At 62.6% G+C, this 24,666-nt stretch carries 19 protein-coding genes; 9 read left to right on the top strand and 10 right to left on the bottom strand.

The annotated features are described in order from the left end of the window. Positions 1-60: 60 nt before the first annotated feature. From FQ668_RS12015 to FQ668_RS11995, 5 genes are all read right to left on the bottom strand, one after another. The gene (locus tag FQ668_RS12015; protein WP_003250449.1) at positions 61-612 is read right to left on the bottom strand and encodes a DUF4174 domain-containing protein; all 552 of its coding nucleotides are present in this window, start codon (positions 610-612) and stop codon (positions 61-63) included. 227 nt (positions 613-839) lie between these two features. After that, positions 840-5,333, bottom strand: a complete 4,494-nt coding sequence (locus FQ668_RS12010; RefSeq protein WP_019437460.1) for an NEL-type E3 ubiquitin ligase domain-containing protein — start codon at positions 5,331-5,333, stop codon at positions 840-842. A gap of 97 nt (positions 5,334-5,430) precedes the next feature. Further along, entirely contained in the window at positions 5,431-9,852 is a 4,422-nt protein-coding gene (locus FQ668_RS12005; RefSeq protein ID WP_019437459.1) for an NEL-type E3 ubiquitin ligase domain-containing protein, read from the bottom strand. Positions 9,853-9,930: 78 nt separating this feature from the next. Then, entirely contained in the window at positions 9,931-12,291 is a 2,361-nt protein-coding gene (locus tag FQ668_RS12000; protein ID WP_019437458.1) for a DNA polymerase II, read from the bottom strand. Positions 12,292-12,357: 66 nt separating this feature from the next. Then, a complete protein-coding gene (locus FQ668_RS11995) occupies positions 12,358-13,548 on the bottom strand; it encodes an MFS transporter (protein ID WP_019437457.1) in 1,191 nt (396 codons plus the stop codon). A gap of 117 nt (positions 13,549-13,665) precedes the next feature. Between FQ668_RS11995 and FQ668_RS11990 the strand changes: the two genes are divergently transcribed. Beyond that, entirely contained in the window at positions 13,666-14,562 is an 897-nt protein-coding gene (locus tag FQ668_RS11990) for a LysR family transcriptional regulator (protein WP_019437456.1), read from the top strand. Here FQ668_RS11990 and FQ668_RS11985 read toward each other — a convergent pair. After that, a complete protein-coding gene (locus tag FQ668_RS11985; RefSeq protein WP_014591619.1) occupies positions 14,543-15,463 on the bottom strand; it encodes a LysR substrate-binding domain-containing protein in 921 nt (306 codons plus the stop codon). The genes FQ668_RS11990 and FQ668_RS11985 overlap by 20 nt on opposite strands. 160 nt (positions 15,464-15,623) lie before the next feature. On the opposite strand from FQ668_RS11985, the gene FQ668_RS11980 reads away from it, so the two are divergent. The 8 genes from FQ668_RS11980 to FQ668_RS11945 all read left to right on the top strand — a co-directional run bounded on the left by FQ668_RS11980 (position 15,624) and on the right by FQ668_RS11945 (position 21,484). Next, positions 15,624-16,412: a YqcI/YcgG family protein gene (locus tag FQ668_RS11980; protein ID WP_014591620.1), complete on the top strand. Its 789-nt coding sequence runs from the start codon at positions 15,624-15,626 to the stop codon at positions 16,410-16,412. 2 nt (positions 16,413-16,414) lie between these two features. Then, positions 16,415-17,041: a LysE family translocator gene (locus FQ668_RS11975; RefSeq protein WP_003250434.1), complete on the top strand. Its 627-nt coding sequence runs from the start codon at positions 16,415-16,417 to the stop codon at positions 17,039-17,041. 39 nt (positions 17,042-17,080) lie between these two features. Continuing rightward, complete coding sequence (locus tag FQ668_RS11970) at positions 17,081-18,163, top strand: hypothetical protein (protein WP_014591621.1); 1,083 nt, start codon at positions 17,081-17,083, stop codon at positions 18,161-18,163. Between the two features lie 138 nt (positions 18,164-18,301). Then, the gene (locus FQ668_RS11965; protein WP_014591622.1) at positions 18,302-18,997 is read left to right on the top strand and encodes a sel1 repeat family protein; all 696 of its coding nucleotides are present in this window, start codon (positions 18,302-18,304) and stop codon (positions 18,995-18,997) included. Positions 18,998-19,144: 147 nt separating this feature from the next. Continuing rightward, positions 19,145-19,837 carry an AzlC family ABC transporter permease gene (locus FQ668_RS11960; RefSeq protein WP_004573762.1) on the top strand — a complete coding sequence of 231 codons (693 nt, stop codon included), beginning with the start codon at positions 19,145-19,147 and terminating at the stop codon, positions 19,835-19,837. Further along, a complete protein-coding gene (locus FQ668_RS11955) occupies positions 19,834-20,148 on the top strand; it encodes an AzlD domain-containing protein (protein WP_014591623.1) in 315 nt (104 codons plus the stop codon). The genes FQ668_RS11960 and FQ668_RS11955 overlap by 4 nt, the downstream gene beginning before the upstream one ends. Then, entirely contained in the window at positions 20,145-20,990 is an 846-nt protein-coding gene (locus tag FQ668_RS11950; RefSeq protein WP_019437455.1) for an AraC family transcriptional regulator, read from the top strand. Before FQ668_RS11955 ends, FQ668_RS11950 begins: the two co-directional genes overlap by 4 nt. A gap of 266 nt (positions 20,991-21,256) precedes the next feature. Further along, a complete protein-coding gene (locus FQ668_RS11945) occupies positions 21,257-21,484 on the top strand; it encodes a hypothetical protein (protein WP_003250422.1) in 228 nt (75 codons plus the stop codon). Between the two features lie 50 nt (positions 21,485-21,534). Here the strand turns inward: FQ668_RS11945 and FQ668_RS11940 are convergent, their stop codons facing one another. The 4 genes from FQ668_RS11940 to FQ668_RS11925 form a co-directional block, all read right to left on the bottom strand. Beyond that, entirely contained in the window at positions 21,535-22,017 is a 483-nt protein-coding gene (locus tag FQ668_RS11940) for a copper chaperone PCu(A)C (protein ID WP_019437454.1), read from the bottom strand. Then, a complete protein-coding gene (locus FQ668_RS11935) occupies positions 22,018-22,626 on the bottom strand; it encodes an SCO family protein (RefSeq protein WP_003250418.1) in 609 nt (202 codons plus the stop codon). Between the two features lie 196 nt (positions 22,627-22,822). Next, positions 22,823-23,407: a Fe-S biogenesis protein NfuA gene (gene nfuA, locus FQ668_RS11930; protein ID WP_003250416.1), complete on the bottom strand. Its 585-nt coding sequence runs from the start codon at positions 23,405-23,407 to the stop codon at positions 22,823-22,825. A gap of 58 nt (positions 23,408-23,465) precedes the next feature. Continuing rightward, complete coding sequence (locus FQ668_RS11925; RefSeq protein WP_014591628.1) at positions 23,466-24,500, bottom strand: acyltransferase; 1,035 nt, start codon at positions 24,498-24,500, stop codon at positions 23,466-23,468. Between the last annotated feature and the right edge of the window lie 166 nt (positions 24,501-24,666).

Below are 24,666 nucleotides of genomic sequence, written 5' to 3'. Positions count from 1 at the left end.
CAGTGCGATACACACCACCCGTCAACGGGCCCCAAGTTGGCTTGGGGCCATGCGGCGTGATCAGTCTTCCAGCGGTTTGGGCGGGGCCGCTGGCTTGGCGGGCTTGGCCGGCTTGCTGTCCTTGTCCTTGGCTTGCGGGGCCGCCGCTACGGGCTCGGGCGCCGCCACCGCCTTTTCGCTGGCAGGCAGTTCATCGACCGCTTTAAGGATCACCTGTGGGTCGATGGCCTCGCCGGTGTCGTCGTCCTTGAGCATGTGCCGCTCACCGTCCTTGCCCACCAGAATCACCTTGGTACCCTTGCTCGCCCCCAGCTTCAGCTCCCGAATCAGGGCCATTGTGGTCTGCTGCTCCAGGTTCTTGTCCTCTCGCTTGCCCATCATGTTGGCGACGCTGTACAGGACAAGGTTGCGCTCCTTGAACGCGGCCTGGGTGGCCGGGTCCTCAAGCGCCTTGTTCAGCCCTCGCAACGTCGGGTCGGCACTGCTGGGAGCGATAACCACCAATGGTCTGGCCTTGCCCAGTTCCTTGGCTAGAGGCGCATCACTGTCTGCGGCAAACAGGGGGCCGGCAACAGCAAGCAAGGTTGCGAGGGTCAGTGACCGGACAAGCATGCGTATCTCCTTATTGTCTCGATAAACCAATGACTACAGATCATGGAGAAAAATCCGACAGGGAGCCTAAACCAGTTCATTCCGGAACGGGGTGTGCAAAAGTAACTGTCGATTTCCGAGCCACCTGAAGCCAAGACTACGGCGCTGGTACAAACCACTGTCAGCACGATTGAGCATAGCCCAAAGCCGCTTTGGCAGGGCCAGGCAGCCCTTGATCTAAGCGCATGTCAACGCACATCGATAGATGGCCCCTTGGGTCCAACTTCCATCGCGTGAATCGTCATATCCAGCATCAGCCCTCTGCGTGCAGCGCGCTGAGCATCACGAATGGCATCCGCCTGGTCGATCCTGGCACCTTCGCTCAGCGCTTCGTCGTCAAGCACACTTTCAAGCTGCCTTCTGAACGGCAGGTCGACCGCAGCAAATCGCTCAGGATGGGAACGCTCCAGGTGCGCCTGCCAGAATCCACGGTCAACCATGGAGCGGGCAACCTCTTCCGGGGTTTCTGCATCTCGCACTGCAGCCTCTGCTTCTGCAAGGTCCGCATCCAGGACGCCTGAGATCGCAAGAAAGCTCATTTCTCCCACCTGCAATGGCAGGTCGAGACGCTCCCTCAGCCCGATCCTGAAAGCCAACCCCACCTCGCTTCCTTCCAGCGTCCTGCCATGCTGTAGCGCCCATCGGGTAGCGAACATGTCGACTGCATCCTGGCGCCATAAACGTCTGCCCAGGTCTAGCAAAGCGCGTTCGCTTTCTCCCTGAGCCGCGTGCTCAACCTGCCAAACCAGCAAATTCAGTTCAAGGTTGCTCAAGCACCAGGTTGCACCGTCCTGGCACCCCCACTCATCATTGGCCACTGACAACAAGTTCTGCCGCAGCTCTGGCGTAATGGCCATCGCTTGCAGTACCGCCATTACCCGATTGCCCAGTGCACGCGCATTGACACGAAAGTCTTCGGACAGCAACAACTGGCGAAGCACCCGGAAAAAACGCTCGGCGTCCTGCCCCGCATCCAGCGTGTCCCAGGCAGCAAGCATCAAGCCGCGATGCTCCGGGGCCACCGCATCCCCCCATACTTCACGCGCGTGATTCATCCGCAGAAGCACTTGCTCTTCGTCGAGGGCAGGACCGTCGCTACTCAACGACGCCTGCAAGCGCAACGTTTGGGCCTCGCCCAAGGGGTTCGCATTCAAACGAAACCGCCGCCGCTGCCACACGGGCAACTGATAGAAACCCTCTGGAATGTACCTGATCCGGTTATCACGCAAGTCAACGGATACCAACTGAGCGTTGTCGAACACGCCCAGTGGAAATTGCGAGATCTGTGTGTCACGCAAGTTCAGCCAACGCAATTCAGCCAAACCCGCCAAGGTGAACCGGCTCCCCAGGGGGTTGTGGGACAGGTCGAGAGACTGCAGGCTCGTGCAACTGGCCAATGTGGCGGTTTGTGCAATGTTCAGGACGATCCGGTTGTTGGTCAGGCTAAGATGCCGCAGCTGCGCTATCTGTAGCAACGGCTGCGGAAGGCGCGTCAACAGGTTCCCTCCCAGATCGAGGGTTTGCAGGTTAGGGAAAGCCAGCAATAGGCTGCTGGGCACCTCCAGAAGGTCAAGGTGCAGCAGCGATAGGCTGGTCACACCTCTGAAGCTGACCTGTGGGGGTATGTTGGGCAAGCCGCTCGATCTGAAATTGCAGAACATGACGTGGAGGTTTTCCTGTGCATTTATTTGCAGTTCCCCCACGCCCACCGACCGCCGCCAGCAATTGAACAACGTCTGGCGTAGAGCCTCTCGATCTTCCCTGACATCGCCCTGTCCTCGTGCCACCCAGGTATTCAGTGTCATGCGCAGGATGGCGAACTCATTGCGAAGGTCAGCCAGTACGTGTTCAATCTGCTGCCCTGAACGCCTGGCGTCATCGGCGAAGGTCTCGACCTGCTCATCACTCAACCACGGAAAGAGATCGCGCAGCGTGGCCCTCAGGGCACTACCCCTTGATGCGAAACCACCTACTCCGCCACCACCCAGCGGGTAGCCAATACGTCCATCGGCCAAGCGCATGGGCCCTCGGACAGCACCTGGGCGTACCGCGCCAAGCAAACGACTGATCTCATCACGATGGCGTGCCGCTTCGCGCGCCAGTATCACCCTGAGGTTGTGCGCAAATGGATCGCCGATCCCCATCGCCGCCCTCTGCGCTTCGGTATAGGCTGGCGCCATGACGTCAAACAACTCACCTGCCTCACCCAGCGCCGTGCCCTGGCTGCCATGCAGTTGAAACGTACCGTTCACGTGCACCAGATCGAACGCCCGCTGCCCTTGCTCGGTCTTCGCCAATATCGGCCCGCCCAGGCAACCTTCGTACAGACGCCAGCACACACCTTGTTCGCCACCGGGTACATACCGCAGCAAGCCCAACACCACCCGTGCAAGGTCTGCATGCTGCGGCGTATCAAGGTACAACGCCTCAAATACCCGAGCCTGACGGGTAGCCAGCACACTGCCCCTTGCCGCCTCGGCCAGCCCCAATGCAACCCTTCCGCTGGACCGCAGCCGCGTGCGATCCACGCTGCTGGCGGCCCGTACCAATGCTTGCGCAGTGCGCGCGCTCAGCCCCGGGAACACCCGGCGCAGCGCCGCACTGCCAGGGGTGTCGCTGGGCTGCAAGGCTTCGAAAAGGTGCTGCAGCAGTGTTCGGCGCTGCGTCCATGCCAGCGCGGCCAGTGCCTGATCTGTCAGGCCACTCGCACCTGGCAGGCGCCGAGCGTGATCGAGCACTGTTGTATCTGCTACCGGCTCGCCGCTGCGCAGACGGCCAATCATGCTGCGGATGCGTTGATCAAGCCTGACCCGTTCCACACTGTCGATCATGCCGGGGCTCGGTGCCTGGGCGTGTACATGCAGGCCACGCAGGTCGTCGCCATCAAGGCCGTGGAACAGCAGAACCTGATCGATCTGTTCGTCATTCAGCCCACTGAAGGGTTCGCCCAAACGCCGGAACATGCGGTATTTGTCGGTCCACCGTGCCGGTTGCTCGCTCCACAACCGCCAAGCACCTGCGCCATTGTGGCGCAGCAACGGCCCGTGGCCGTCGACCGGATGCAACTGCCATTGATCATCACCCGCCTCTGCCAAGCGATAGTGATGCCCGTCCATTTCGATCCAGGCCCGCCCGTCCTGACGCCGAATACCCAAGGCGTCCGGGCTCGAGGCTGCCACGGGGGCTTGGCTTTGAAACGGGGTCAAGTCGTGTTGCCAGAGTTTCTCAGTGCCGTCCTCCAGCCGAGCCGGCACCATGGCATCGACCTTCGCAGAGCGCGCCCAAACCCGTCGAGCCACACCCACCCCGGCGACCGCGGTCGCCAGCACGGCAAGGTCTGTCGCCACATGGGTCAAATGGTCGAGCGCCTCCTGACGATCGCCTTGCTGCCAGGCCTCGGCGCCATGATAGACCTCACCCAGTAGTTCGTAGGCCGTCACGGCCAGCAGCGCCAGGCCAAGCCCAGGCACAAAGAAACTGGCCAGGTTGAGCAGCGCCCATCCTTCGGCGGCAAGGCGCAGGTCATGCTGGCGCTGAACCTCACGATCCAGCCTGGCCACAGGGACCGCGATCATCGCCGCATCGTCCTTGATCTGGTGGATACGTGCCTGTGCCAGGCTGATGAACAACGGCTGCGGGTAAGCCTGCAAGCGCGGTTCGAGATCGCGAAAAGCCCAGCCCGGCAGGCCATCGAAGCGCTCCGCGACCTGGGCGAAAAAAGCCTGGCTGTCGCGCCGCAGCACGAAGCGGCTGAAAAAACGCTGGTAAGCCTTGTCTCGCAAGCGACGGCCCAGTTCGCGGTTCAGTTTGTCGAGGCTCTCGAACGCGCGCCAGGGCGAAAAAGGGTCTCCAGGCACGTAAAGCAACACCCGACGCGTCGTGTTGAACAGGACGCCCTGCTCGACCACCACGAACACGGTCACCTGCTCAATCTGGCACCCCAGCAATTTCAGTTGCCTGGCCTGCACAAGGTCGCCCGCCAAGCGCGGCAGCTTCCCCTTCTCGCACACAGCTACCATCACATTGAGTTCGCTGGCATCCAGCGTTCCCTCTTGCCTGGCTTTGTAGGCGTCCACAAGCATGGTGTAGCGCGTGGCATCCACAAGCAGTGATACCAGGCGCTCGGCACTGCCAGTGGGCGTGAGTATGGCATCCAGATGACGTTGATAGCGCTCACCCAGGTCCAGCTCACGACACAGTCCGGCAAACTCGATGCTCGTAGGGGGTTTGACCGTGCCGTGGCGTGGAAGAAGCAGGCGGTTACCGCGCGGCTGGCCACCTTCCTGCGCCTGCGCGGCCGTGAAGTTGCGCAATGCGACTTCGAGCAGCGGCTTTTCTTCATAGACCACGGTAGTCAGGTGTGCGCCCACTGGCTGACTGTTGATCACAGCTTCCCGGCGGCCCTCCAGAAACCTGAGCGAGTACGGGTTACGGCCAAGCCCATAACGCTGGTCGAGGGCCTTCCCCAGGGCTGATGCGACGAAACTGTCGATGCCCTCGATACCTCGCAGCACCGTGTTCACTTGCTCACAGCAGCGAAGGCTGTTTGACAATGCCTTGCCGATCTCAGGCAGTTGCTCAGCAGGTGCATGACGCAACCAGGGTGGCAGGCGCCTGCCGATGATGCCGTCCTGGAAGGCATCGATGGCGGCCTGCGCATCTGACGGCAAAGTGGTGTCCATAGCGGGGGCCTCCTCATGAAAAGAGGCCAGACTAAATTGCCTGCTCCCCGCCAGGCGCTATATAGCTAATGCCTGCGGCCAGACAACCGGCCACCCGCTAACTGAGCACACGCTGCACCGTATTCCGGTCCAGCGCCTCCAGCGTCAACTGCAGCAACACCGCATGCTCACGTTGCTGATTGCGGATCTGCAGCCGTGCGATTTCCTCATCCCGATTCCCCAGCGCCATCAGCCGTTCCAGCTCAGCGTGCATGGCTTGGGGCACTTGCAAGCGAACTGCGCAAGCCTTGCGCAGGTAATCCTGCCAGAACCACTGGCGTGACAGGTAATCAGCAATGCCCTCCCGGGTCTGTCGCGCCAGGACCCTTTCACGGGCCAGGAGAAGGTCCTGCTTACTCAAGGCAGGGATACCTGCATAGAGCATTTCATCGGGCTGGCCAGGCAAGTCCAGAGACTTGCGCAAGCCGATTCGATAGGCCAAGGCGAATTCGATCGATTCAGCGCCCGCCCCCACCCGATGGGCATGTTCAGCCGCAATTTGCTCAAGCACCGCCAACCGCCACATCCGGGCACCGAGCTTCAACAAGCCCCGTTCAGGCCGGGCAGATCCGCTGTGCCTCGTGCGCCATATCATCACTCGCAGTTCCAGGTCGGCGAAGCGCACGGTGGCGTTATCCTGGCAACCGGTCGCCGCAGCGTGCTCGAACAACTCCTGCCTGAGGGCATCATGCTCAGACATCGCCTGGAGCATGTCGAACACACGGGCCGCGAGCGCGGATGCAGTCGATGAGAAGCTGAAGGCGCCCGATTCCGTCAGCATCGACAGGGTATTGAAGAACTCTTCCGATTGCTCCTCGGCCTCCAGATGGGCCCACAGTGCAGCCATTTCATCTCGACGCTCGCCAGGCAACGCATCCAGGATGCGCAACCGGTAAGGCACGCGACTGCCCTCAAGCAAATGCCAGGTTGAAAACCCGTCCTGCGCGGCCCCCAGCCGATTGCCAGAAAGCTCGACCCTGCCCGAGCGCCACAACTGCGATTGATGAAAACCCTCGGGCAGTTCAGAAATACGGTTGTCGCTGAGGTTCAGGGTGTGCAGTTCTGGCGCGTCCATCAGCCCGTAGGGGCACTCGGGTAACTGGGTGTTCGACAGGTAGAGGGCATTCAGCTCGGTCATTGCCTGGACGGAAAATGCCCTGCGCAGCGGGTTGTCTGAAAGGTTCAGGTACACCAGGGACCGGCAATCTGCCAGGACCAACGCCTGGCCTTGGTCAAGGGCGATCTGGTTACCAGACAAGTCGAGCACCTCCAGCTTCTGGACAAGCATCAGCGGCAATGGCAAACGCGTGAGTCGGCAATGGGTGATTTCCAGGTTGCGCAAGTTGGGAAACGCCCGCAGAAACTCATCCGGAACGTGCTCCACGCGCATGTCGCGCAAGGCCAGGATCGAGACGTGGGGAAAGCCCACTTGCTCGGGCAGGGCCGGCAGATGGCGCAAGCGGCTGATGGTCTGGGTCAGCATGAAGCGCCCGTCGTCCAGTGCTGCTTGTCCTTGCAGTTCCGGCACAAGACAGCGCCAGCAGTTGATCAGCCCCTTTCTGAACTCACGCCGGGCGGCCAGTTCTGATGACAGCAAGTCACTGCGCGCCCACTGGGTCAAGTGTCTCTTGAGCATCCCATATTGCTGCTCCAGCATAGATAGTCTGGCCTGTGCGTCACTTGAGGCCAACCAGCGCCCGATCTGTTCGTCGCTAAAGGCCGGGTACAGGTCTCGCAACCGGGCCTGAAGCGCCCTTGGCCTGTTTAGCCCTAACGCCCCCCATAGCCTGCCACCCGCCATGGGGTAACCAATCCGGCCATCAGCAAGACGTTGCGGCGCGAGAAACGAGCCGCTCGGCTGTTCCAGCCTGAGCAGGTTCACCACGGTCTGGCGTTGGTCGAAAGCCACATTGGTCAGCGCCTGGCGCAGCGCAGGCACAAAGGGCTGGCCTTGGCCGATGGCCGCTTGCGATGCGTCGTCATAGGCTGCTGCCAAGGTCTCGAACAACTCGCCCCTCTCACCGGCAACCGTGTGCGTTCGGGCACGCAGGCGGAACAGCTCATGACGATGAAGCAGGTCAAACGTCTGCGCCGATCCCTCGACTGTCAGTAACGGCTCGCTGGCATCACCGTCGTACAATCGCCACCCCGGCCCGCCAGCCCCCGGCACATGCACCAGCAGGTTCAGGACCACACGCGCCAGGTCGAGGTTTTGCGGCGTATCGATGCACAGCGCCTCGTACACCCGCGCCATTCGAATCCGCGCAACCTGCAACCTTGCTGCCTCGGCCATCAGCAACGGCACACGCCCCGTCTCACGCAAACGCTGCAGGTCATCCTCGCTGGCATCGCGCAACACCTCATCCGCGGCCAAACGGTGCAGGCTGGCAAAATTCTGTCGTAAGAGGCGGCCAGTTTCCGTGTCGGGATTCTGCTCTTCGTACAACGCCTGAAGCAGTTCTCGTCGCCCGGCCCAAGCCACCTCGGCCAACGCTACTCCGTCCTTGCCGGCGGCCTGTGGAAGGTGCATGACCCGCTCCAGCAGTTGCGGGTCTGCGGTTACACCGCCCTCGCGCAACTGGTTGACCAACGTACCAATCCTGCCAGCGAGCCGCACGCGTGTGACGGTGTCGAGCAGCGCGGCCTCCGGCGGTCGGCCATACACATGCCATGCCCGCAGATGCTGATCATCCAGGCCATGAATCGCCAGCGACCGGTCGATCTGCGCGTCGTCGAGGTCGCTGAATGGCCCGCCCAGGCGGCGGAACAACAGGCGTGAGTCGCCCCACTCGGCGGGCTGTTCGCACCACAGCCGCCACGCACCGGCTCCATTGTGACGGAGCGGCGGCGCATAGCCCTGGTAAGGGAGCAATTGCCACTGTTCATCGTCGTTGTGCCAGGTCATCTCATACCAGTGCCCGTCCATGCTGATCCAGCGGCGCTCGCCCAGGCGGTGCATACCCTCCATGTCCGGCACCGCCGTGTCTGGCGGGCTTTCGCAGCGATAGGGGCCGAGGTCTGCGTTCCACAGTTTTTCCTCACCGTTTTCCAGCTGCGCCGGTACCAGGTTGTCCACCACACTCCAGGCGCGTCGGGCCGTGGCGACTACGCCAACGGTTGCCCCGACAGCCAGCAGCCCTTTGCCTACATTCAGCAGGTGCGCCAGTGCTGCATTGCGTTCGTTTTCCTGCCAGTCCCCTACAGCCTGGAACGTCTGCTCAAGCAGTTCCCAGGCCATCACCCCCAACAACACCGCGCCGATGCCCGGAACGAAGAACCCTGCGACACCCAACAGGGTCCAGCCTTCAGCACGCAAACGGCGGGCGTGTTCGGCCTGGACCTCGCGATCAAGCAAGGCCACGGGCGGGGCGATGATCGCAGCATCGTCCTTGATCCGCGCAATCCAGTCGTCAGCAAGGTGTTCGAACAATGGCAGGCGATAGGCAAAGGTCTGCTCATCGAGGTCCCGGGTTGCCCAGCCGGGCACGTCATCGAGGCGCGTACTGACGGCCGAGAAGAATCGCTGGCTATCGCGTCGGCGCACGAAGCGGTTGAAGAAACGCCGGTAGTCATCTTCGCGCAGGCGTTTGCCAAGCACCCGGCGGGCATAATCTTCCAGGTCGCTGCGCACGCTCCAGGGGCCGTGCGGGTCACCCGGTACATAGACCAGCACGCGCTTGCTGGTGTTGAACAGCAAGCCCGCGTCGATCACGTCCAGCACGACGATTTGCTGCAAGCGGCAACCGAACAACGCCAACTGGCGCACGCGAACCGATGCGCCTTCGAGCTTACCGAGCGTGTCCTTCATGCACAGCGCCACCACCCACTGCAGTTCGTCTGCGCTCAATATGCCCTGCGCCCTGGCCTGCAGGGCATCCACCAGCATGCAGTAGCGTTGCCGTCGCGTCAGCAATCCCCTGACTTCGGGCTGAAGTACCGAATCCAGATGCGCCTGGTATTTCTGCCCAAGATCCAGCGCTCGACACAGCCTGGCAAAGCCCGGTGCAGACAGCTCACTGCGCCTTGCGCCGCGCACATCGACCAGGCAATTGCCCTGTGGCTGGTCGCGCTGCTGCTCTGCGGTGAAATTGCACAAAGCGGCCTCGAGCAGAGGGATGTCGTAGTAGTCGCTGCCGACAACCGGAAGCCGACTGGTTACATAATGGATCGTGTGTGAGGGAAAGGTGTACCGCTGGCGAAAGTACAGGCGATCGACATCAAGGTCGCCGTGGGCACCGAGCGCTTGCTGCAGCAAGGGCCGGGCAAATGCATTCAGGTTGCTTAGCCGCGCCAGCGCTGACGACAAGCCTGCACGGCAGGCCAGCAGTTCATGCAGCGCCTCGCTCAGCAGGGTGAGTTCGGCCATGCTCAGCCGCTTCATCCAGGCCGGCAACCGCTGTGCGATGTAGTGGTCCTGGCATGCTTGTGCCATGGCAAGGGTATCGACCGCAGCCGATGGTTGACTGCTATTGTTCTGCATCTCTGCCTCCGCGACGACATGGAAGGCCGAGTCTGAAGACTGTAGCGTCAGGCTGACGCCTAGCTATCTACCACCTGTTCAGAACAGCAGTAACTGATGGTCGGTAAGGCGCGCGAAATCATCGCCGACAAAGGGCAGGATGGCGTCGGCCACCGGCAGTAGCTGGCGGCTGATGTAGTGATCGTAGTCGATCGGTGCCTGCAGGTTTTCCAGCGGCTCAGGCCCGGCGGTGGTGATCACGTAGCTGATCCAGCCCCCACGCTGGTACTGCAGAGGGCGCTGCAGACGCTTGTTGTAGTCGTCGGCAAGGCGTGCGGCACGCACATGCGGCGGCACGTTGCGCTGGTAATCGGCCAGCGGGCGACGCAGGCGCTTGCGATAAACCAGCAGTTCGTCCTGCTCGCCCGCCAACGTGCGCCGTACATACTCGCGTACATAATCACGGTAGGGCTCGCTGCGGAACACACGGCCGTAGAGTTCCTGCTGGAACTGCCGGGCCAGCGGTGACCAGTCGGTGCGCACCGACTCCAGGCCCTTGTAAACCATTTCTTCAGCACCGTCGGCCCGCTGCACCAGGCCGGCATAGCGCTTCTTGCTGCCCTCGTCGGTGCCGCGGATGGTGGGCATCAGGAAGCGCCGGTAGTGCACCTCGAACTGCAGTTCGAGGGCGCTGTGCAGGTTCATGGTCTCGTGCAGATGGGCTTGCCACCATTGGTTGACCTTTGCCACCAGCTCGCGGCCGATGCGCGCCGCGTCTTCCTCGGCGTGGGCACCCTTGAGCCAGACAAAGGTGGAGTCGGTGTCACCGTAGATCACATCGTAGCCACACGCCTCGATCAGGGACCTGGTCTGGCGCATGATCTGGTGGCCGCGCATGGTGATCGACGACGCCAGGCGCGGGTCGAAGAAACGGCAACCGCTGGAGCCAAGCACGCCATAAAAGGCATTCATGATGATTTTCAAGGCCTGCGACAGCGGCGCATTGCCCTCGCGCTTGGCCGCTTCCCTGCCCTGCCACACCCGTTCGACGATGGCTGGCAGGCAGTGCTGTGTGCGTGAAAAACGCCCACCGCGAAAACCCTCGACCGAATGTGCGTCGTCAGGCAGACGCAGGCCTTCGATCAGCCCGACCGGGTCGATGAGAAAGGTACGGATGATCGACGGGTACAGGCTCTTGTAGTCCAGCACCAGCACCGAGTCGTACAACCCCGGGCGCGAGTCCATGACAAAACCGCCGGGGCTGGCTTCGTCCGGGCGGCTGCCAAGGCTGGGCGCGACAAAGCCAAGGCGGTGCATCTGCGGAATGTACAAGTGACAGAACGCAGCTACCGACCCACCGCTGCGGTCCACGGCCAACCCCGTAACCGACGCACGTTCGAGCAGGAAGTCGAGCAGCCGGGTATGGGCGAAAATGCGCGTGACCAGTTCGCAGTCCTTCAGGTTGTAGCGCGCCAGGGCCGGTTTGTCTTCGGCGAAGCGGCGATTGATTTCGTCCATGCGTTGGTACGGCGTGTCGATGGCCTTGCCTTCACCCAGCAGGGTCTGGGCAACGTTCTCCAGGCTGAACGAGGCAAAGCTCCAGGTGGCCGAACGCAACGCCTCGATGCCATCAATCAGCAGCCGCCCCGGCGCATCGGCGAAGACGTGGCCGCCACCGGCATGGCTGCGCAGGGTCATGACCGCACCGTTGCGCCCCAGCGTCAGTGGCACCTGCAACGACTTGGCGTGCTCATGCAGCAGACGCAGGTCGAACTGCACCAGGTTCCAGCCAATGATCGCGTCCGGGTCATGCCTGGCCATCCACTGGTTGAGCCGCGTGATCAAGGCGGCGCGATCGGTGCAATATTCCAGGTCGAAGTCAAGCCCGCTGGCATCGCCGTTGGCCGGACCGAGCATGTACACCTGGCGCTGGCCACAGCCCTCCAGCGCGATGCTGTACAGCTCGCCACGCTCGCTGGTCTCGATGTCCAGCGACACCAGGCGCAGTGCCGGGCGATAGCCTGGCAGCGGCCTGAGCTGGGCTTCCCGGTAAACGCCCTGCGCATCAGGCTGGCCAGTGAACTGCACCGGCGCCGTGATGAAGCGCTCCATGAGGTAACGCTCCGGCGGGCGGATATCGGCCTCGAGCACGTCGATACCGGCCGTGCGCAGACGCTGCTCCAGTTGCATCAATTGGCGATGCTGGCGGGTATAGAGGCCAAGCATCGGGCGATGCTCGAAGTCCTTCAGGCGCAGTGGCTTGAGCTTCGTCCCGGGTTCGTTGGCCAGCAGCACACGGGCGTGCTCGGCCTGCGCCTGAGGAATGAAAGCCACCGACTCCTGCGCCGCCAGCCGCAACAGCCGCGGCCCGTCATCGGTGGCCAGCCAGAACTCCACGCAGGTGCCTTCCGGCGTATCGTGCCAGTGCCGGGTCAGGACAAAACCCTGCTGCAACTCCACTGCGTCGACCTCTGGATTGTCTGTAGATGGCGTTATTCTACCTGTGTCGTGCCTGGCATGAGTGTTTTAGCGCCTCCCCGCCACAAAACCGCTTCCACGCCCCGCCCAGGCCAGCAGCCAGGCCAAGGCTATCAACACCAGCACCACCGCGCCAAACCACTCCACACCTGCCCCAGCCAGCAGCAATCCGCCAATGATCCCACCCAGGGCAATGGCGCTGTTCCACACCGTCACCAGCATCGACTGCGCCACGTCACCACCCGGGCCTGCGGCGTCGGCGCACGCTGTCTGCAGCAGGGTCGGGGCGCCGCCATAGGTCATTCCCCACAAGGCGATGCTCAGGTACACAAGCCACGACGATGCCTGCCCCAATGCCAGCGTGGCCAAGGCAAAACCGGCCAGGCTCAGCAACACCAGCTTGCGCAGGTGTCGGTCGACCAGCAGCCCTACCAGGCCGATCCCGGCCAGCGCCGACAGACCAAACACCATCAGCACAGGGCCAATGTCCGCAGCCATGCCAGCCGCCGCCAGCAACGGCACGATATAGGTGTAGAGAATGTTATGGCCAAGGATCCAGGTGAGGATCACCAGCAATACGATCAACACCCCCGGCGTGCGCAGCACCTGCGTGGCCGCCGGCCGCTTTCCGGCAGCGTGCCCCGGGTAGTCCGGCACCGACCGCAACACCCACACCACCAACAGCAACGCCACCAGCGTGACGACCACGAACGTCGCGCGCCAGCCCAGCCCCGCTCCTAGCCAGGTCGCAATCGGCAAGCCGAGCGACAAGGCAATCGGCTGCCCGAGCATGGCCAGGGCCATGGCCCGGCCCTGCAACGGTACCGGCACCATGCGCCGGGCATGGCCAGCAATCAGGCCCCATGCCAGGCCGGCCGCAGCACCCGTGAAAAAGCGCAGCACCAGGGTCAGCGTGTTGGAGTCCGACAAGGCCGTCAGCCCGTTGAACAGCACGAAGCCGATGATCGCCAGCAACAGCGCCCGGCGCCGATACCAGCCTTGGGTCAACGTCACCAACGGGATGGCGGTCAGTAACGAGCCCAAGGCATACGCCGTGACCCATTGCCCAGCCATGGCCTGGCTGATGTGCATGCCATCGGCGATCTGGTCGAGCAGACCCGCCGGCAGGGTTTCGCTGAGAATGGCGATGAAACCGGTCATGGCCAGCGCCAGCAGTCCGCCAACGGGCAGACGTTCGTTGCTGGCAGCCAGCAACGGTGCGGAAGATGTCTGGGACATTGCAAATGCCTTGAGTGAGAAACGAGGCGAACAGTCTGCAAGACAAGGCCATTGCGGAAAAAGACGGTTACAATGCCGCTCACCCAGGACATCAGCGTCCGTAATCAGGAGTGCGACATGGACAGCCTCAGCGGCTTCGTGGTCTTCAACCGGGTGGCCGAAACCCGCAGCTTCGTTGCCGCCAGCCAGTCACTGGGGATCAGTGCCTCGGCAGTGGGCAAACGCGTGGCGCGCCTGGAAAGCCGCCTGGGCGTGCGCCTGTTCCACCGCAGCACACGCAGCATCACCCTCACCGCCGAGGGCACGATGTTCCTCGAACGCAGCCGGCGCATCCTTGCCGAAATCGAAGCCACCGAGCAGGAGCTGTCGCAGGCCAGCGAAACGCCGCGCGGGCGGCTGCGGGTGAGCATGCCGCAGGTGACCAGACTGGTAATGCCGGCCCTGGCCGAGTTCATGGCACTGTACCCACAGGTAGAACTGGACCTGGACTTCTCCGACCGCATGGTGGATATCGTCGGCGAAGGCTTCGATGTGGTGATGCGCGGCGGGCAGCCGGTGGATTCCCGGCTCAGCGCCAAATTCCTCGGGCACTTTCAGCACCGCCTGGTAGCCTCGCCCGAGTACCTGCGCGAACGCGGCACTCCCTTGCACCCACGCGACCTGGCGGCGCATACCTGCCTGCATTATCGCTTCCCCAGCAACGGCAAGCTGGAAACCTGGCCGCTGCGCCAGGAGCATCCTGAGCAAGCCTATGACATCCCCATCTCGATGGTCTGCAACCACGTCGAAACACGCGTCTGCTTTGCCTTGAACCACCGCGGCATTACCTGTCTGCCGGACTTCAACGTGGGTCGCGAACTGGCCAATGGCTCACTGGTCAGTGTCCTTGACGACTTCATGGAACGGCGCGGCAGCTTCTATCTGCTGTGGCCGTCCGGGCGGCAGATGCCGCCAAAGTTGCGGGTATTCATCGACTTCATGATCGCTCGGGTATTCAACCGTACAGGTAGTTGATGTCCTTGTAGGCCAGCGGTGGCACCTGGCCGAGCAGGAAGTCACGCAGCTTGTGCATCTGCCTCGCTTTTGGGCTGGCCTTGAGCCAGGTAATGTAGTAACCGTCGCCGGTGGCCACGGCATGCTTGAAAGGCGTGACCAGGCGTCCGGCGGCCAGGTCGGTGCTGGCCAGTACCAGATCGACCACTGAAATGCCCAAGCCTTGCTGGGCGGCCGATATGCCCTGGTCGAGGGTATCGAACACCTGCCCCTGGTCGATGCTGATGTCCAGCGCATCCATTCGCGCCAGCCAACGCCGCCAGTCACGCCGGTCGGGTGACGGGTGCAGGAACTCGCATCGGGGCAGGTCGGACAGTTGCGGTTGCACCTGTGACATGTAATCCGGGTGACATACCGGGATCAGCCATTCATCGAATAGCTTGAAACTCTCGATATCGGCGGGAAATCGCCCGCTGGCCAGGAGAATGGCGCAGTCGTAGGGCTCGGAATAGAAGTCCACGCTGTCGATATCCATCCACACACTGGAAAGCTGCACACTGCAGTTGTCCTCGACCTTCTTGAACGCATCCAGCGCCCGCAGCAGCCAGCGCACCGTGAGCGTGGACGGCGCCTTCAGGCGCAGGCCGTAGCGATCCTGCCGCAGCAGTGCGCAGGCATTCTCGATGATCTTGAAGCCGACCTTCAGTTCTTGCGCAAGCAGGCGGCCGTGCTCGGTCAGGCTCAGCTTCGGGCCCCGACGTTCGAACAGGTCGCAGCCGAACAGGGCTTCGAGGGTCTTGATGTGATGGCTGACGGCGCCCTGGGTCAGGGCCAGCTCCTCAGCAGCACGGGTGAAAGAGCCATAGCGAGAGGCCACCTCGAAGGCACGCAGCGCGTGCAAGGCCTGAATCCGTTCCGACATGGCGGCGTCCCGAGCATGAGTGAGACTAATAGTAGGTCATAACTCCACGCGTTTTACAACGGCAAGAGCGTCTCGGAAAATGCAGGTAAATAACAAACATAACCAAGATCCTGCCTGCATGTGACTGGAACGTTTACTTAAATCAACGCCTGGGGAAATCATGTTTACGGGATATGGAAATTGCTATCGCCTGGATGCGCTGGAGCTTGCCGCTGAACATGGTCACAACATGCAACACTGGACGTTCAAAACCATAGAACACTTTCGCAGTATTCTCGCCAACCCCGAATTCCCCTGCCTGTTTGGCCGCAAGGCGGTAAACGGCGAAACCTGCCACATTCTCTTCGCCCGCGCCGAGCAACTGGCCGATGATATCGCGCAGGGCCTGGCCAACTATGTGCGCACCGTCGCACCGATCGCACCCAAGCAGCGCATCGGCAGCCCTTTGGTGGTGTTTCTCGAAACCGCAGCCGGCAGTAGCCTGGCCGAGCAGCAGGCCTTGGCCTGGAAGGTACTGCGCGGCGTGCATGCGCGCGACCCGCACCCTTGGCCTCAAGGCATCCCGGCCGATCCCGACGATACCGGCTGGTCGTTCTGCTATGCCGGCATGCCGCTGTTCATCAACATGAACTTCCCCGGCCATCAGCAGATGAAAAGCCGCAATCTGGGCCAGCACATCACCTTCGTCATCAACCCGCGGGAGAACTTCGACGAAGTGGCCAACGCCAACACCGAGAGTGGCAAGCGCATCCGCGAGCGCATTCGCGAGCGCGTGCACCACTACAACGACGGCGTTGTGCCCGACACCCTTGGCTTTTTCGGCGATACCGACAACTACGAGTGGAAGCAGTATCAACTGCAGGAGACAGGCTCGCTCAACCCGTCACGCTGCCCGTTCCACGCCCATGCCGCACACCAGCCGACACCCGACATACTGATCGAGAACTGACCGTGAATACCGCACTCACCGCCACCTACGCCCTCACCGTGCTGCTACTGATTGCCACTCCCGGTCCGGTGGTGGCACTGATCGTCAACACTGCGGCCGCCTCCGGCTCGCGCAAGGCCATGTTCACCGCCGTCGGCACCAACTGGGCATCACTGGTGCTGATCGGCGCGGCAGCGTGGATCATCCTCACCAGTGCCGCCATCGACAAGACATGGCTCAGCACCATGAGCCTGCTGGGCTGCCTGTTCATCGGCTACATTGCCATGGGCACGTTGAGGGACGCCCTGCAGGCACCCGCGTCAGACGCGGCGAGCGAGGCCCCCAAGGCTGGGCGCGGCGGGCTGATGCAAGGCTTCATGGTGGGTATTTCCAACCCGAAAGACATCATTTTCTTCATCGCCTTCTTCCCGCAGTTCATTCAGATCACCGAATCGTTCGGCAAGAGCATGGTGGTGCTGTCGCTACTGTGGGTGGCCATCGATTTCGCCGTGCTCAGCCTGTACATCTTCGCCATCGGCAAGATCGCCTCGCAGCGCAGCAACCGCATCATCAGCCTGGCCTCGGGCGTCGCCCTGCTGCTGATCGCCGCCGGCGGCCTGCTGTACAACCTCAAGGAACTGGCGGCCTGAATCTGCTGCAAAGTACCCGGCTTAAGCGAAGGAGAGACCATGACCACGACTGATACGCGCCCGTCTCCTTCGCCGCTGCAGCAGGACTACCAGCGCTTTCTCCTGCTGGGCAGTCGCCGTGCCCCCTATATGCTGCATGTGCACGAAACCGGCTACCGCTCCGGCACCATCAACACCGATGCACTTGGTTTGCGCTACAGCCATTGCGCCGGCAAGCGCTTTTCGGCGGCCGAGCACGGTGGTGCGTCGCGCATCAACCTGCTGGTCGGCGGCTCCACAGCCCTGGGCATCGGCGCCAGCTCCGACGAACACACGGTGGCCTCGCACCTGTCGATGCTCACGGGCGAAGTCTGGCTGAGCCTGGCCGGCTGCGGGCTCAACGCCACCCAGGAATTGATGATGTTCCTGACCCACCAGCACCGCCTTGGCCAACTCGGCCATGTGGTGGTGCTCAGTGGCCTCAACAGCCTGGCCCACGAAGCCCTGTGTGAAGTCCTCGCAGGTACCAACGACCCGCAGCACGCCAAGGCCTACCAGGCTTTTCTCAACAGTTTCAGCGAAGGCATGCAGCCCTGCGCACCACCCCGTCGGCAGTCGCTGTGGCGGCGCATCGGCCAGGCGCTGGCCCCTCCCGTGGTCACAGCCCCGGTCAGCTGGCCATTGTCCTCCCCGGAAAAACGACTGGCCCGTGCCGCCGACAACATTGGCCGCACCTTGCGCCAATGGGACCGTCTGCTGGCAGACAGCCACGCCACGCTCACCTTCATCCTGCAACCACTGCTGCCCTGGTGCCGGGATACCCTGCCCGCCGGCGAGCAAGCCATGCTGACCGCGCTGCAGCAACAACCGGCCAACTTCGACCGGCTACTGGAGGGGGCATTCGACAGACAGTTGCATTCGGCATTTTTCCGCCGTATCAAAAGCCAGGCCGACCCGGTGCCCTGCTACGACATGAACTGCATGCTCGACAGCTCGCCCGTGTTCGGCGCCGACCTGTTCATCGACCGCCTGCACCTGAACGATCTGGGCAACAATGCCTTGGCCAAGGTGATCACCGCCAAGCTTGGGTTGGCCCAGGAAAAACATGCCCAGCGCAAGGTCACGCCGATCAAGCTCGTCTGACAGTTGTCGAGTGGTCTTTCGGCCACCCCCTTTGGGTGGCTAGAATACGTCGTCGTTACGATTTGCCCGAGGCGCACGTTTGACCGCCATGAACACCGAAGCCGTCCATCCGTACTTGGCCACCCATGGGGTTTGCCTGTGAGCCTTGTGCGACGCCTGCCCCCGCTGTTGGCTGCGCTGATGCCACTGGCCGCGCAAGCGCTGGAGGTACGCATCGACCCTCATGCCGACCTGCTCTACCGTCAGGCCTTGCCGCTACTGGAGCAGGCCGACAACCAGGACGACGCTGCCAGCACGCTGCGCACCGCAGTGGGCGGCGACCCTGAGCTTAGCCGCCAGGGCCAGGCCATGGCTCACACCTTGCCGACAGCGGTTGCCCTGCTGAAAAAATCGGTAGAACTTGGCCACCCGGTCGCACAGTACCGTCTGGCGCTGTATTACATGACGTACCTGCCCGCCGCGCAAATCCCGGAGGCCGCCTGCCCGTTGCTCGAGGCCAGCCTCCAGCAGGGGTTTGCCGCACCGGCGCCCGCCATCGCCACCTGGTGCCGGCCCTACAACGTCAGCAGCGAGTACCGTACAGCGCTGGAGGCCATCCCCAGCATGGCCACCGTGTACGCCCCCTACTACCCGCAACCGGCCACACGCCTGGCTTGCAACCGCAGCCGGCCACAAGGCCTGGAAATGCTATGGGGGCGTCAGCGCGATTACCAGGCCGAGGTGTACCGCCTGCTTGGCGACCTCGACCCACAGCAGCGCACGAGCCTGCTGCAGAAAGCCGTAGACATCAATGGCTGCGCAACGGCGCAACAGCTGCTGACCAGCCGCCCATAACCCAGGGTCATTCGGGGCCGCCTTGCGGCCCTGTTGTCAGTTGGCCACTGAGGTTGAGGCGAATACGCCTCGACCAGCAAGATCGTTCAAGCCATCCCCTGCCCCGTCTGTCATGCTGGTCTGCCACGTAGCCGCCATGCAGCCATCATGCCCCACATCGCCCGCCAAGCCTTTCTTCACGGCGCCATTGCCATTCTCCCGTTGTCCCTGGCCGTTGCCCCTTGGGGCCTGCTGGCCGGTTCCATGGCCATCGAGGCCAACCTCAGCGCCTGGCAGGGGCAAGGGCTGTCGGCCATCGTCTTTGCCGGCGCCGCGCAGCTGGTGGCCATTGGCATGCTCAAGGGGGGGGCCAACCTGGCGTCGATCCTGCTCACCACCCTGCTGCTTACCTCGCAGCACCTGCTGTATGGCCTGTCGATGCGACCGGTACTGTCCAGCCAGCCGCTGCGCTGGCGCCTGGGCCTGGGCTTTCTGCTGACCGACGAATTCTTCGCCCTGACCAGCCAGTACGACCAGCAGCAATTCAACCGCTGGTATGCCTTAGGGGTTGGCCTGACCTTCTACATCGCCTGGAACCTGTTCACCCTGGCCGGCATACTGCTAGGCCAGAATATTCCACACCTGGACCAATTCGGTCTGGATTTCTCCATTGTCGCCACTTTTGTCGCCCTGATCGCGCCCCTGGTGCGCAACCTGGCCACCGTAGTGTGCGTAGCCGTGTCGCTGTTCTGTTCAGTGCTGTTCAGTTACTGGCACTGGGAAACTGCCCTGGTGGTCGCAGGCCTGCTGGGCATGAGCGCCGGGTTCATTTGCCAGAAATTCGCCGGAGCCCGCGCATGACCTGGATCCTGATTTTCGCTATGGGCGCCATCGTGTTCCTCAACCGCTACGCATTCCTGGAGCCGCGCCTGCCCCTGCGCCTGAGCTCGAATGCCCGGCAGTTTCTCGGCTTTGCCGTGCCGGGCATGCTCACCGCCATCTGCGGCCCGATCGTCTTCATGGCTGACCACCAGCTTAACCTGAGCCTGCTCAACCCCTACCTGCTGGGCTCCCTTGTGGCCATCGCCCTGGTGCTGTTGACCCGCAGCGTGTTGCTGAGCATGCTGGTGAGCATGTTGATCTTCTTCCTTCTGCGCAGCTGGCTGGCATGAACCCGCCCTTGCGCGAGCAGACACACCTCTGGCAGGCGCCAGCCCTTGGCGACGTCGAGATGCTGCACGCTCGCTACTATCAGCAGCGCTTCGCCCCGCATGTGCACGAGGGCTATGTATTCACCGTGATCGAGTCGGGCGCCCAGCGCTTCTGGCACCGCGGCAGCGAGCACCTGGCACCGGTCGGCAGCATGGTGCTGATCAACCCCGACGAACTGCATACCGGCGCTACGGCCCATGAAGCCGGCTGGCGTTATCGCGGCTTCTATCCCGAGCACGAGCGGGTCACCGGTGTGCTCGACGAACTGGAACTGGGCCGCCACGGCATGCCCAGCTTCAAGGACAGCGTGATCCATGACCCGGCCCTGGCCCTCGCTTTCAGCCAGCTGCATCAGTTGTCCGAAGCCAGCGCCAGCGCCTTGCAGCAGCAGACGGCCTGGCGCCAGGCGGTGCTGGCCCTGGTGCAGCGGCACGGGCAGTGCGCCGAGCCTTCGGCCCCTGGCCACGAACCCCTGGCCGTAGCCCGCGCCCGCGAACTGCTGGAAAGCCAACTGGCCGACCCGCCCTCACTGGAAGCGCTGGCGGCAGCAGTCAACCTGTCGCCGTTCCACTTCGCCCGGGTGTTCCGCCAGGCCACCGGACTGCCACCCCATGCCTGGCTGAAGCAACGCCGCCTGGCCCGCGCCCGCGAAATGCTGAAGCACGGCCTGGCCGCTTCGCAAGTGGCGTTCGACCTCGGCTTTGCTGACCAGAGCCATTTGAGCCGGCAGTTCAAACAAGCCTATGGGGTGACCCCGGGGGCGTATCGGCAAGCCTGCGTTCACTCTGCTCTACGCGCGTGAGAGGGCGCAGCGCCCTCTCGAGAATGCAGACCCGCCAGCAGCTACAGACTGTGCAGTTGAGCACTTCAACAGGTCACTTTCAGATACCGAGCCCTGAATCCCTTGCACGGCACGAGCATCAACTTTAAACATGCTGTTTATAAGTAACGAGTTTTTACCGCGCCGCGAGAGCAGCCACTGGCAGCTGCCGCAGCGCGCCTTGCAAAGGCCACAAGAGCCTGGCCAACCCTCTGCTACACTGACAAGGCTGAATGGAGGATCCTGCCATGTCCGAAAGAGAGCTCACCACCCTTCTGTCGTTGATGAACCAGCGCCAGGCCTGTCTGAGCAGTGCCTGCAAGGAGATTGCCGACTGGATCGACCGGCAGGGCGATGTGCCCGCCGCCGGCAAGATCCGCGCTAGCTTGAAGGCACTGGAGGCCGATGAGGCCCAGGTTCGCAAGACCCTGACGTCGCTGACCCTCGACAGACCGCTGCCGCGCTTTCGTAGCTGAAAGGCGCAGTTGAAAAAGAAAAGGGCCGCTGAACGCGGCCCTTTGATCTGTCAGTGGTTCATGTGCATGTGATCATGCCCACCACCCGCGTCGGCGTTGAGCGCACGCACTTGCGCCTGAACTTCCAGGGTTTCCTTGGCGCCCTTGGCATCCTCGATGGTCAGGGTCAGAGGCACTTTGTCACCCTCCTTCACCTGATTGTGCAGGCCCATCAGCATGACATGCAGGCCATTCGGGTCCAGGGTCACTGCCTTGCCGGCTGGCAATTCGATAGCCTTGACCTCACGCATGCCCATCACGTCACCGTTCATGGTCATCTCGTGCACCTGCACGGTTTTGGCCACGGGCGAAGCAACACCCACCAGCTTGCTGTCACTGCTGGCGGTCAGGACCATGAAAGCACCGGTGGACTGCTGGTGCGGCACGCTGGCACGCACCCAGGCATCACTCACGGTGGTCTGGGCCATGGCCGGCAGGGCCAGCCCCATCAGTACCAGGGCAGCCAAACCGCGTTTGATCGGTTGCATCGACATTCAGCAGATCTCCATCAGGGTGACCAGATCTTCGGCGCATTCCTTGGCGTTCAGGGAATGGCCCAGGCTCAGGCGCAGGGTGCCACGTGTATCGTAGACGTAGCTGGTGGACGAGTGAGAAATGGTGTAGGTGTCTCCGGCCGGAACCTTCTCGTAGAACACCTTGAATTCCTTGGCCACGGCGGCAATTTCCTCGGGGGTGCCGGTCAGCGCGGTGAACGTCGGGTCGAAGGCCTTGACGTAGGCATCGAGCACCTCGGGCGTGTCGCGCTCCGGGTCCAGGGTGATGAACACCACCTGGAACAGGTCGCGGTCGCGGCCCCTCAGCAGCTTGCGAATTTGCGCCGCCCGCGCCAGCGTGGTCGGGCAGACGGCCGGGCACTGGGTGAAGCCGAAGAAAACCATCGGCATGCTGCCGTAGAAGCTCGACAGGGTGCGCACGTTACCTTGCGGGTCTTTGAGGCTGAACTTGCGCCCGAGGATTTCGTTGCTCATGTTCTTGCCGTACTTGAACTCGAGCCCCCGGGCCGGGCTGCAGCCTGCCAGCAGGCCAAGCCCGAGAACGCCCATGCCGGCGACAACCGCACGCCGGGTCAAAAGATCATTCATGAAACCATCCTTTAAAGGGAAGGTGCCGGCCCTCGGGACGGGCCGGTCGAAAAACCGGGGCATTCTGGCATGACACCCAGAGGGGTTCTACCCGACCAACGCGGGGATGGCCTGCAGCCCTTTGAATACGGGCTGCGGCCTGTTGTCGCAGGGGTTGAAACCGTAACACTTTGTTGCTAAGGGAGCCGCCTTCAACTTAGTAGTAGGCGTTTTCTTTCTGGCTGTGGTCAGTCACGTCACGCACGCCCTTCAGCTCCGGAATACGCTCGAGCAGGGTGCGCTCGATGCCTTCCTTCAGGGTGACATCGGCCTGGCCGCAACCCTGGCAGCCACCACCGAACTGCAGCACGGCAATGCCGTCGTCGACCACGTCCACCAGGCTCACCTGGCCGCCATGGCTGGCCAGGCCGGGGTTGATCTCGGTCTGCAGGTAGTAGTTGATACGTTCGTTGATCGGGCTGTCTTCGTTGACCATCGGCACCTTGGCGTTTGGCGCCTTGATGGTCAGCTGGCCACCCATGCGGTCGGTGGCGTAGTCGACCAGCGCGTCTTCCAGGAACGGTACGCTGACGGCGTCCAGGTAAGCAGTGAAGCTTTTCAGACCCACGGCGGTGTCGTCAGGCTTCTCTTCGCCCGGCTTGCAGTAGGCGATGCACGTCTCGGCGTACTGGGTGCCCGGCTGGGTGATGAAAATGCGAATGCCGATGCCGGGCGTATTCTGCTTGGAGAGCAGATCGGCCAGGTAGTCATGGGCGGCGTCGGTAATGGTTATAGCGCTCATGTAGGTTCCTCACAGACTTGCGGCCAAGTGTACGCCAACCCAGCCTTCGAACAAAGTCCTAGCAATTGACTCGGGAAAGCGCATATTCAGGGGCCGGCCCCCGTTGCGCCGCCAGCCAGGCCTGCATTCGCCGGTACAGGCCGCGCTCCAGCCACTGGTAGCTGAACCACGACATTAGTCCAATGGACGGCACGCACAGGGCGAACGTCAGGAACGGGTTCAGCTGCAGCCGCTGGCTGGCGAACCAACCGGCATACAGCACCAGCACATGAATCAGGTACACCGAGTAGGAACAGTCGCCAAGGGCCTTGAGCAGCCGATTGCCCTGGAACAGCGGCTCCATGGCCACGAAGGCCAGGACGACCATCGCACTCGGTAACCCCCAGTGCAGCAAGCGCTGGGAAGCGTCCAGACAGTAGATCGCCATGCCCGCCACACCCAGCAACGCCAGCGGCAACCACCGCCCCTGGCGGATCAGCCCGCGGCGGTACAGGACGCCGACACCAATGCCCAGCAGAAACTCATAGATGATGTCGTTGTTGTAGAAGCGGCTGACCACGCCCATGCGCCCCAGTACCTCACTGACCAGCAACAGAGCGGCAGTCACCAGCAGCAGGTGATGCCGTTGGCGTACCAGGAAGGCCAGGCCGAACAGCAGGTAGAAGAACATCTCGAAGTTCAGCGTCCAGCCCACGTTCAGGGTCGGGTACAGGCCGTAGCCACCTGGGTTTTCCGCCGGGATGAACAGCAGCGACAGGAACAGGTGCCGCCAGTCAAACGCCTGATGTGGCATCCATTGGCTGAATGCCAGCAGCAACATGGCCATCAAGGCTGTGTAGAACCAGTAGGCAGGGACGATGCGCAGCGCCCGATTGAGCAGGAACTGGCGCGGTTCGATGGTTTTATCGCGGGTCGACAGGTAGATGACCAGCCCACTGATGACGAAGAAGATGTCGACGCCTACGGCGCCACGGTCGGTGAGCAGTTGGCCGATGGGGCCGGTGGCGTGGAAGTCGAAGAAGATCTGCATGAAATGGTGGCAGACCACCACCCAGGCGGCGAACGCCCGCAGTGCCTGAAGCGAATACAGCATGGAATACCCTGCGCTTGGCGGTGCATTGAGGCCCGTATCGAGTGCAGAGGCCAGCGCCAGCCTTGAGAGCAGCGCCGTACCTGTGTAGGAGCGGGTTCACCCGCGAAGGGCTGCAAAGCAGCCCCCTTTGCAATCGATCAAGACCACCCACCCGTTCCGACCGCAA

Source organism: Pseudomonas sp. Kh14, assembly GCF_900291005.1.
In the GTDB taxonomy this organism is placed as follows: Bacteria; Pseudomonadota; Gammaproteobacteria; order Pseudomonadales; family Pseudomonadaceae; genus Aquipseudomonas; species Aquipseudomonas alloputida.
The sequence above is the reverse complement of the archived record's forward strand: the minus strand, read 5'-3'. Positions and strand labels throughout refer to the sequence as shown.

What these genes read in the sequence shown, in the direction of transcription:
- FQ668_RS12015 (WP_003250449.1), bottom strand. Translation starts at nt 612, where the DNA reads ATGCTTGTCCGGTCACTGACCCTCGCAACCTTGCTTGCTGTTGCCGGC.
- FQ668_RS12010 (WP_019437460.1), bottom strand. Translation starts at nt 5,333, where the DNA reads ATGGACACCACTTTGCCGTCAGATGCGCAGGCCGCCATCGATGCCTTC.
- FQ668_RS12005 (WP_019437459.1), bottom strand. Translation starts at nt 9,852, where the DNA reads ATGCAGAACAATAGCAGTCAACCATCGGCTGCGGTCGATACCCTTGCC.
- FQ668_RS11995 (WP_019437457.1), bottom strand. Translation starts at nt 13,548, where the DNA reads ATGTCCCAGACATCTTCCGCACCGTTGCTGGCTGCCAGCAACGAACGT.
- FQ668_RS11990 (WP_019437456.1), top strand. Translation starts at nt 13,666, where the DNA reads ATGGACAGCCTCAGCGGCTTCGTGGTCTTCAACCGGGTGGCCGAAACC.
- FQ668_RS11985 (WP_014591619.1), bottom strand. Translation starts at nt 15,463, where the DNA reads ATGTCGGAACGGATTCAGGCCTTGCACGCGCTGCGTGCCTTCGAGGTG.
- FQ668_RS11980 (WP_014591620.1), top strand. Translation starts at nt 15,624, where the DNA reads ATGTTTACGGGATATGGAAATTGCTATCGCCTGGATGCGCTGGAGCTT.
- FQ668_RS11970 (WP_014591621.1), top strand. Translation starts at nt 17,081, where the DNA reads ATGACCACGACTGATACGCGCCCGTCTCCTTCGCCGCTGCAGCAGGAC.
- FQ668_RS11960 (WP_004573762.1), top strand. Translation starts at nt 19,145, where the DNA reads ATGCCCCACATCGCCCGCCAAGCCTTTCTTCACGGCGCCATTGCCATT.
- FQ668_RS11955 (WP_014591623.1), top strand. Translation starts at nt 19,834, where the DNA reads ATGACCTGGATCCTGATTTTCGCTATGGGCGCCATCGTGTTCCTCAAC.
- FQ668_RS11950 (WP_019437455.1), top strand. Translation starts at nt 20,145, where the DNA reads ATGAACCCGCCCTTGCGCGAGCAGACACACCTCTGGCAGGCGCCAGCC.
- FQ668_RS11945 (WP_003250422.1), top strand. Translation starts at nt 21,257, where the DNA reads ATGTCCGAAAGAGAGCTCACCACCCTTCTGTCGTTGATGAACCAGCGC.
- FQ668_RS11940 (WP_019437454.1), bottom strand. Translation starts at nt 22,017, where the DNA reads ATGTCGATGCAACCGATCAAACGCGGTTTGGCTGCCCTGGTACTGATG.
- FQ668_RS11935 (WP_003250418.1), bottom strand. Translation starts at nt 22,626, where the DNA reads ATGAATGATCTTTTGACCCGGCGTGCGGTTGTCGCCGGCATGGGCGTT.
- nfuA (WP_003250416.1), bottom strand. Translation starts at nt 23,407, where the DNA reads ATGAGCGCTATAACCATTACCGACGCCGCCCATGACTACCTGGCCGAT.
- FQ668_RS11925 (WP_014591628.1), bottom strand. Translation starts at nt 24,500, where the DNA reads ATGCTGTATTCGCTTCAGGCACTGCGGGCGTTCGCCGCCTGGGTGGTG.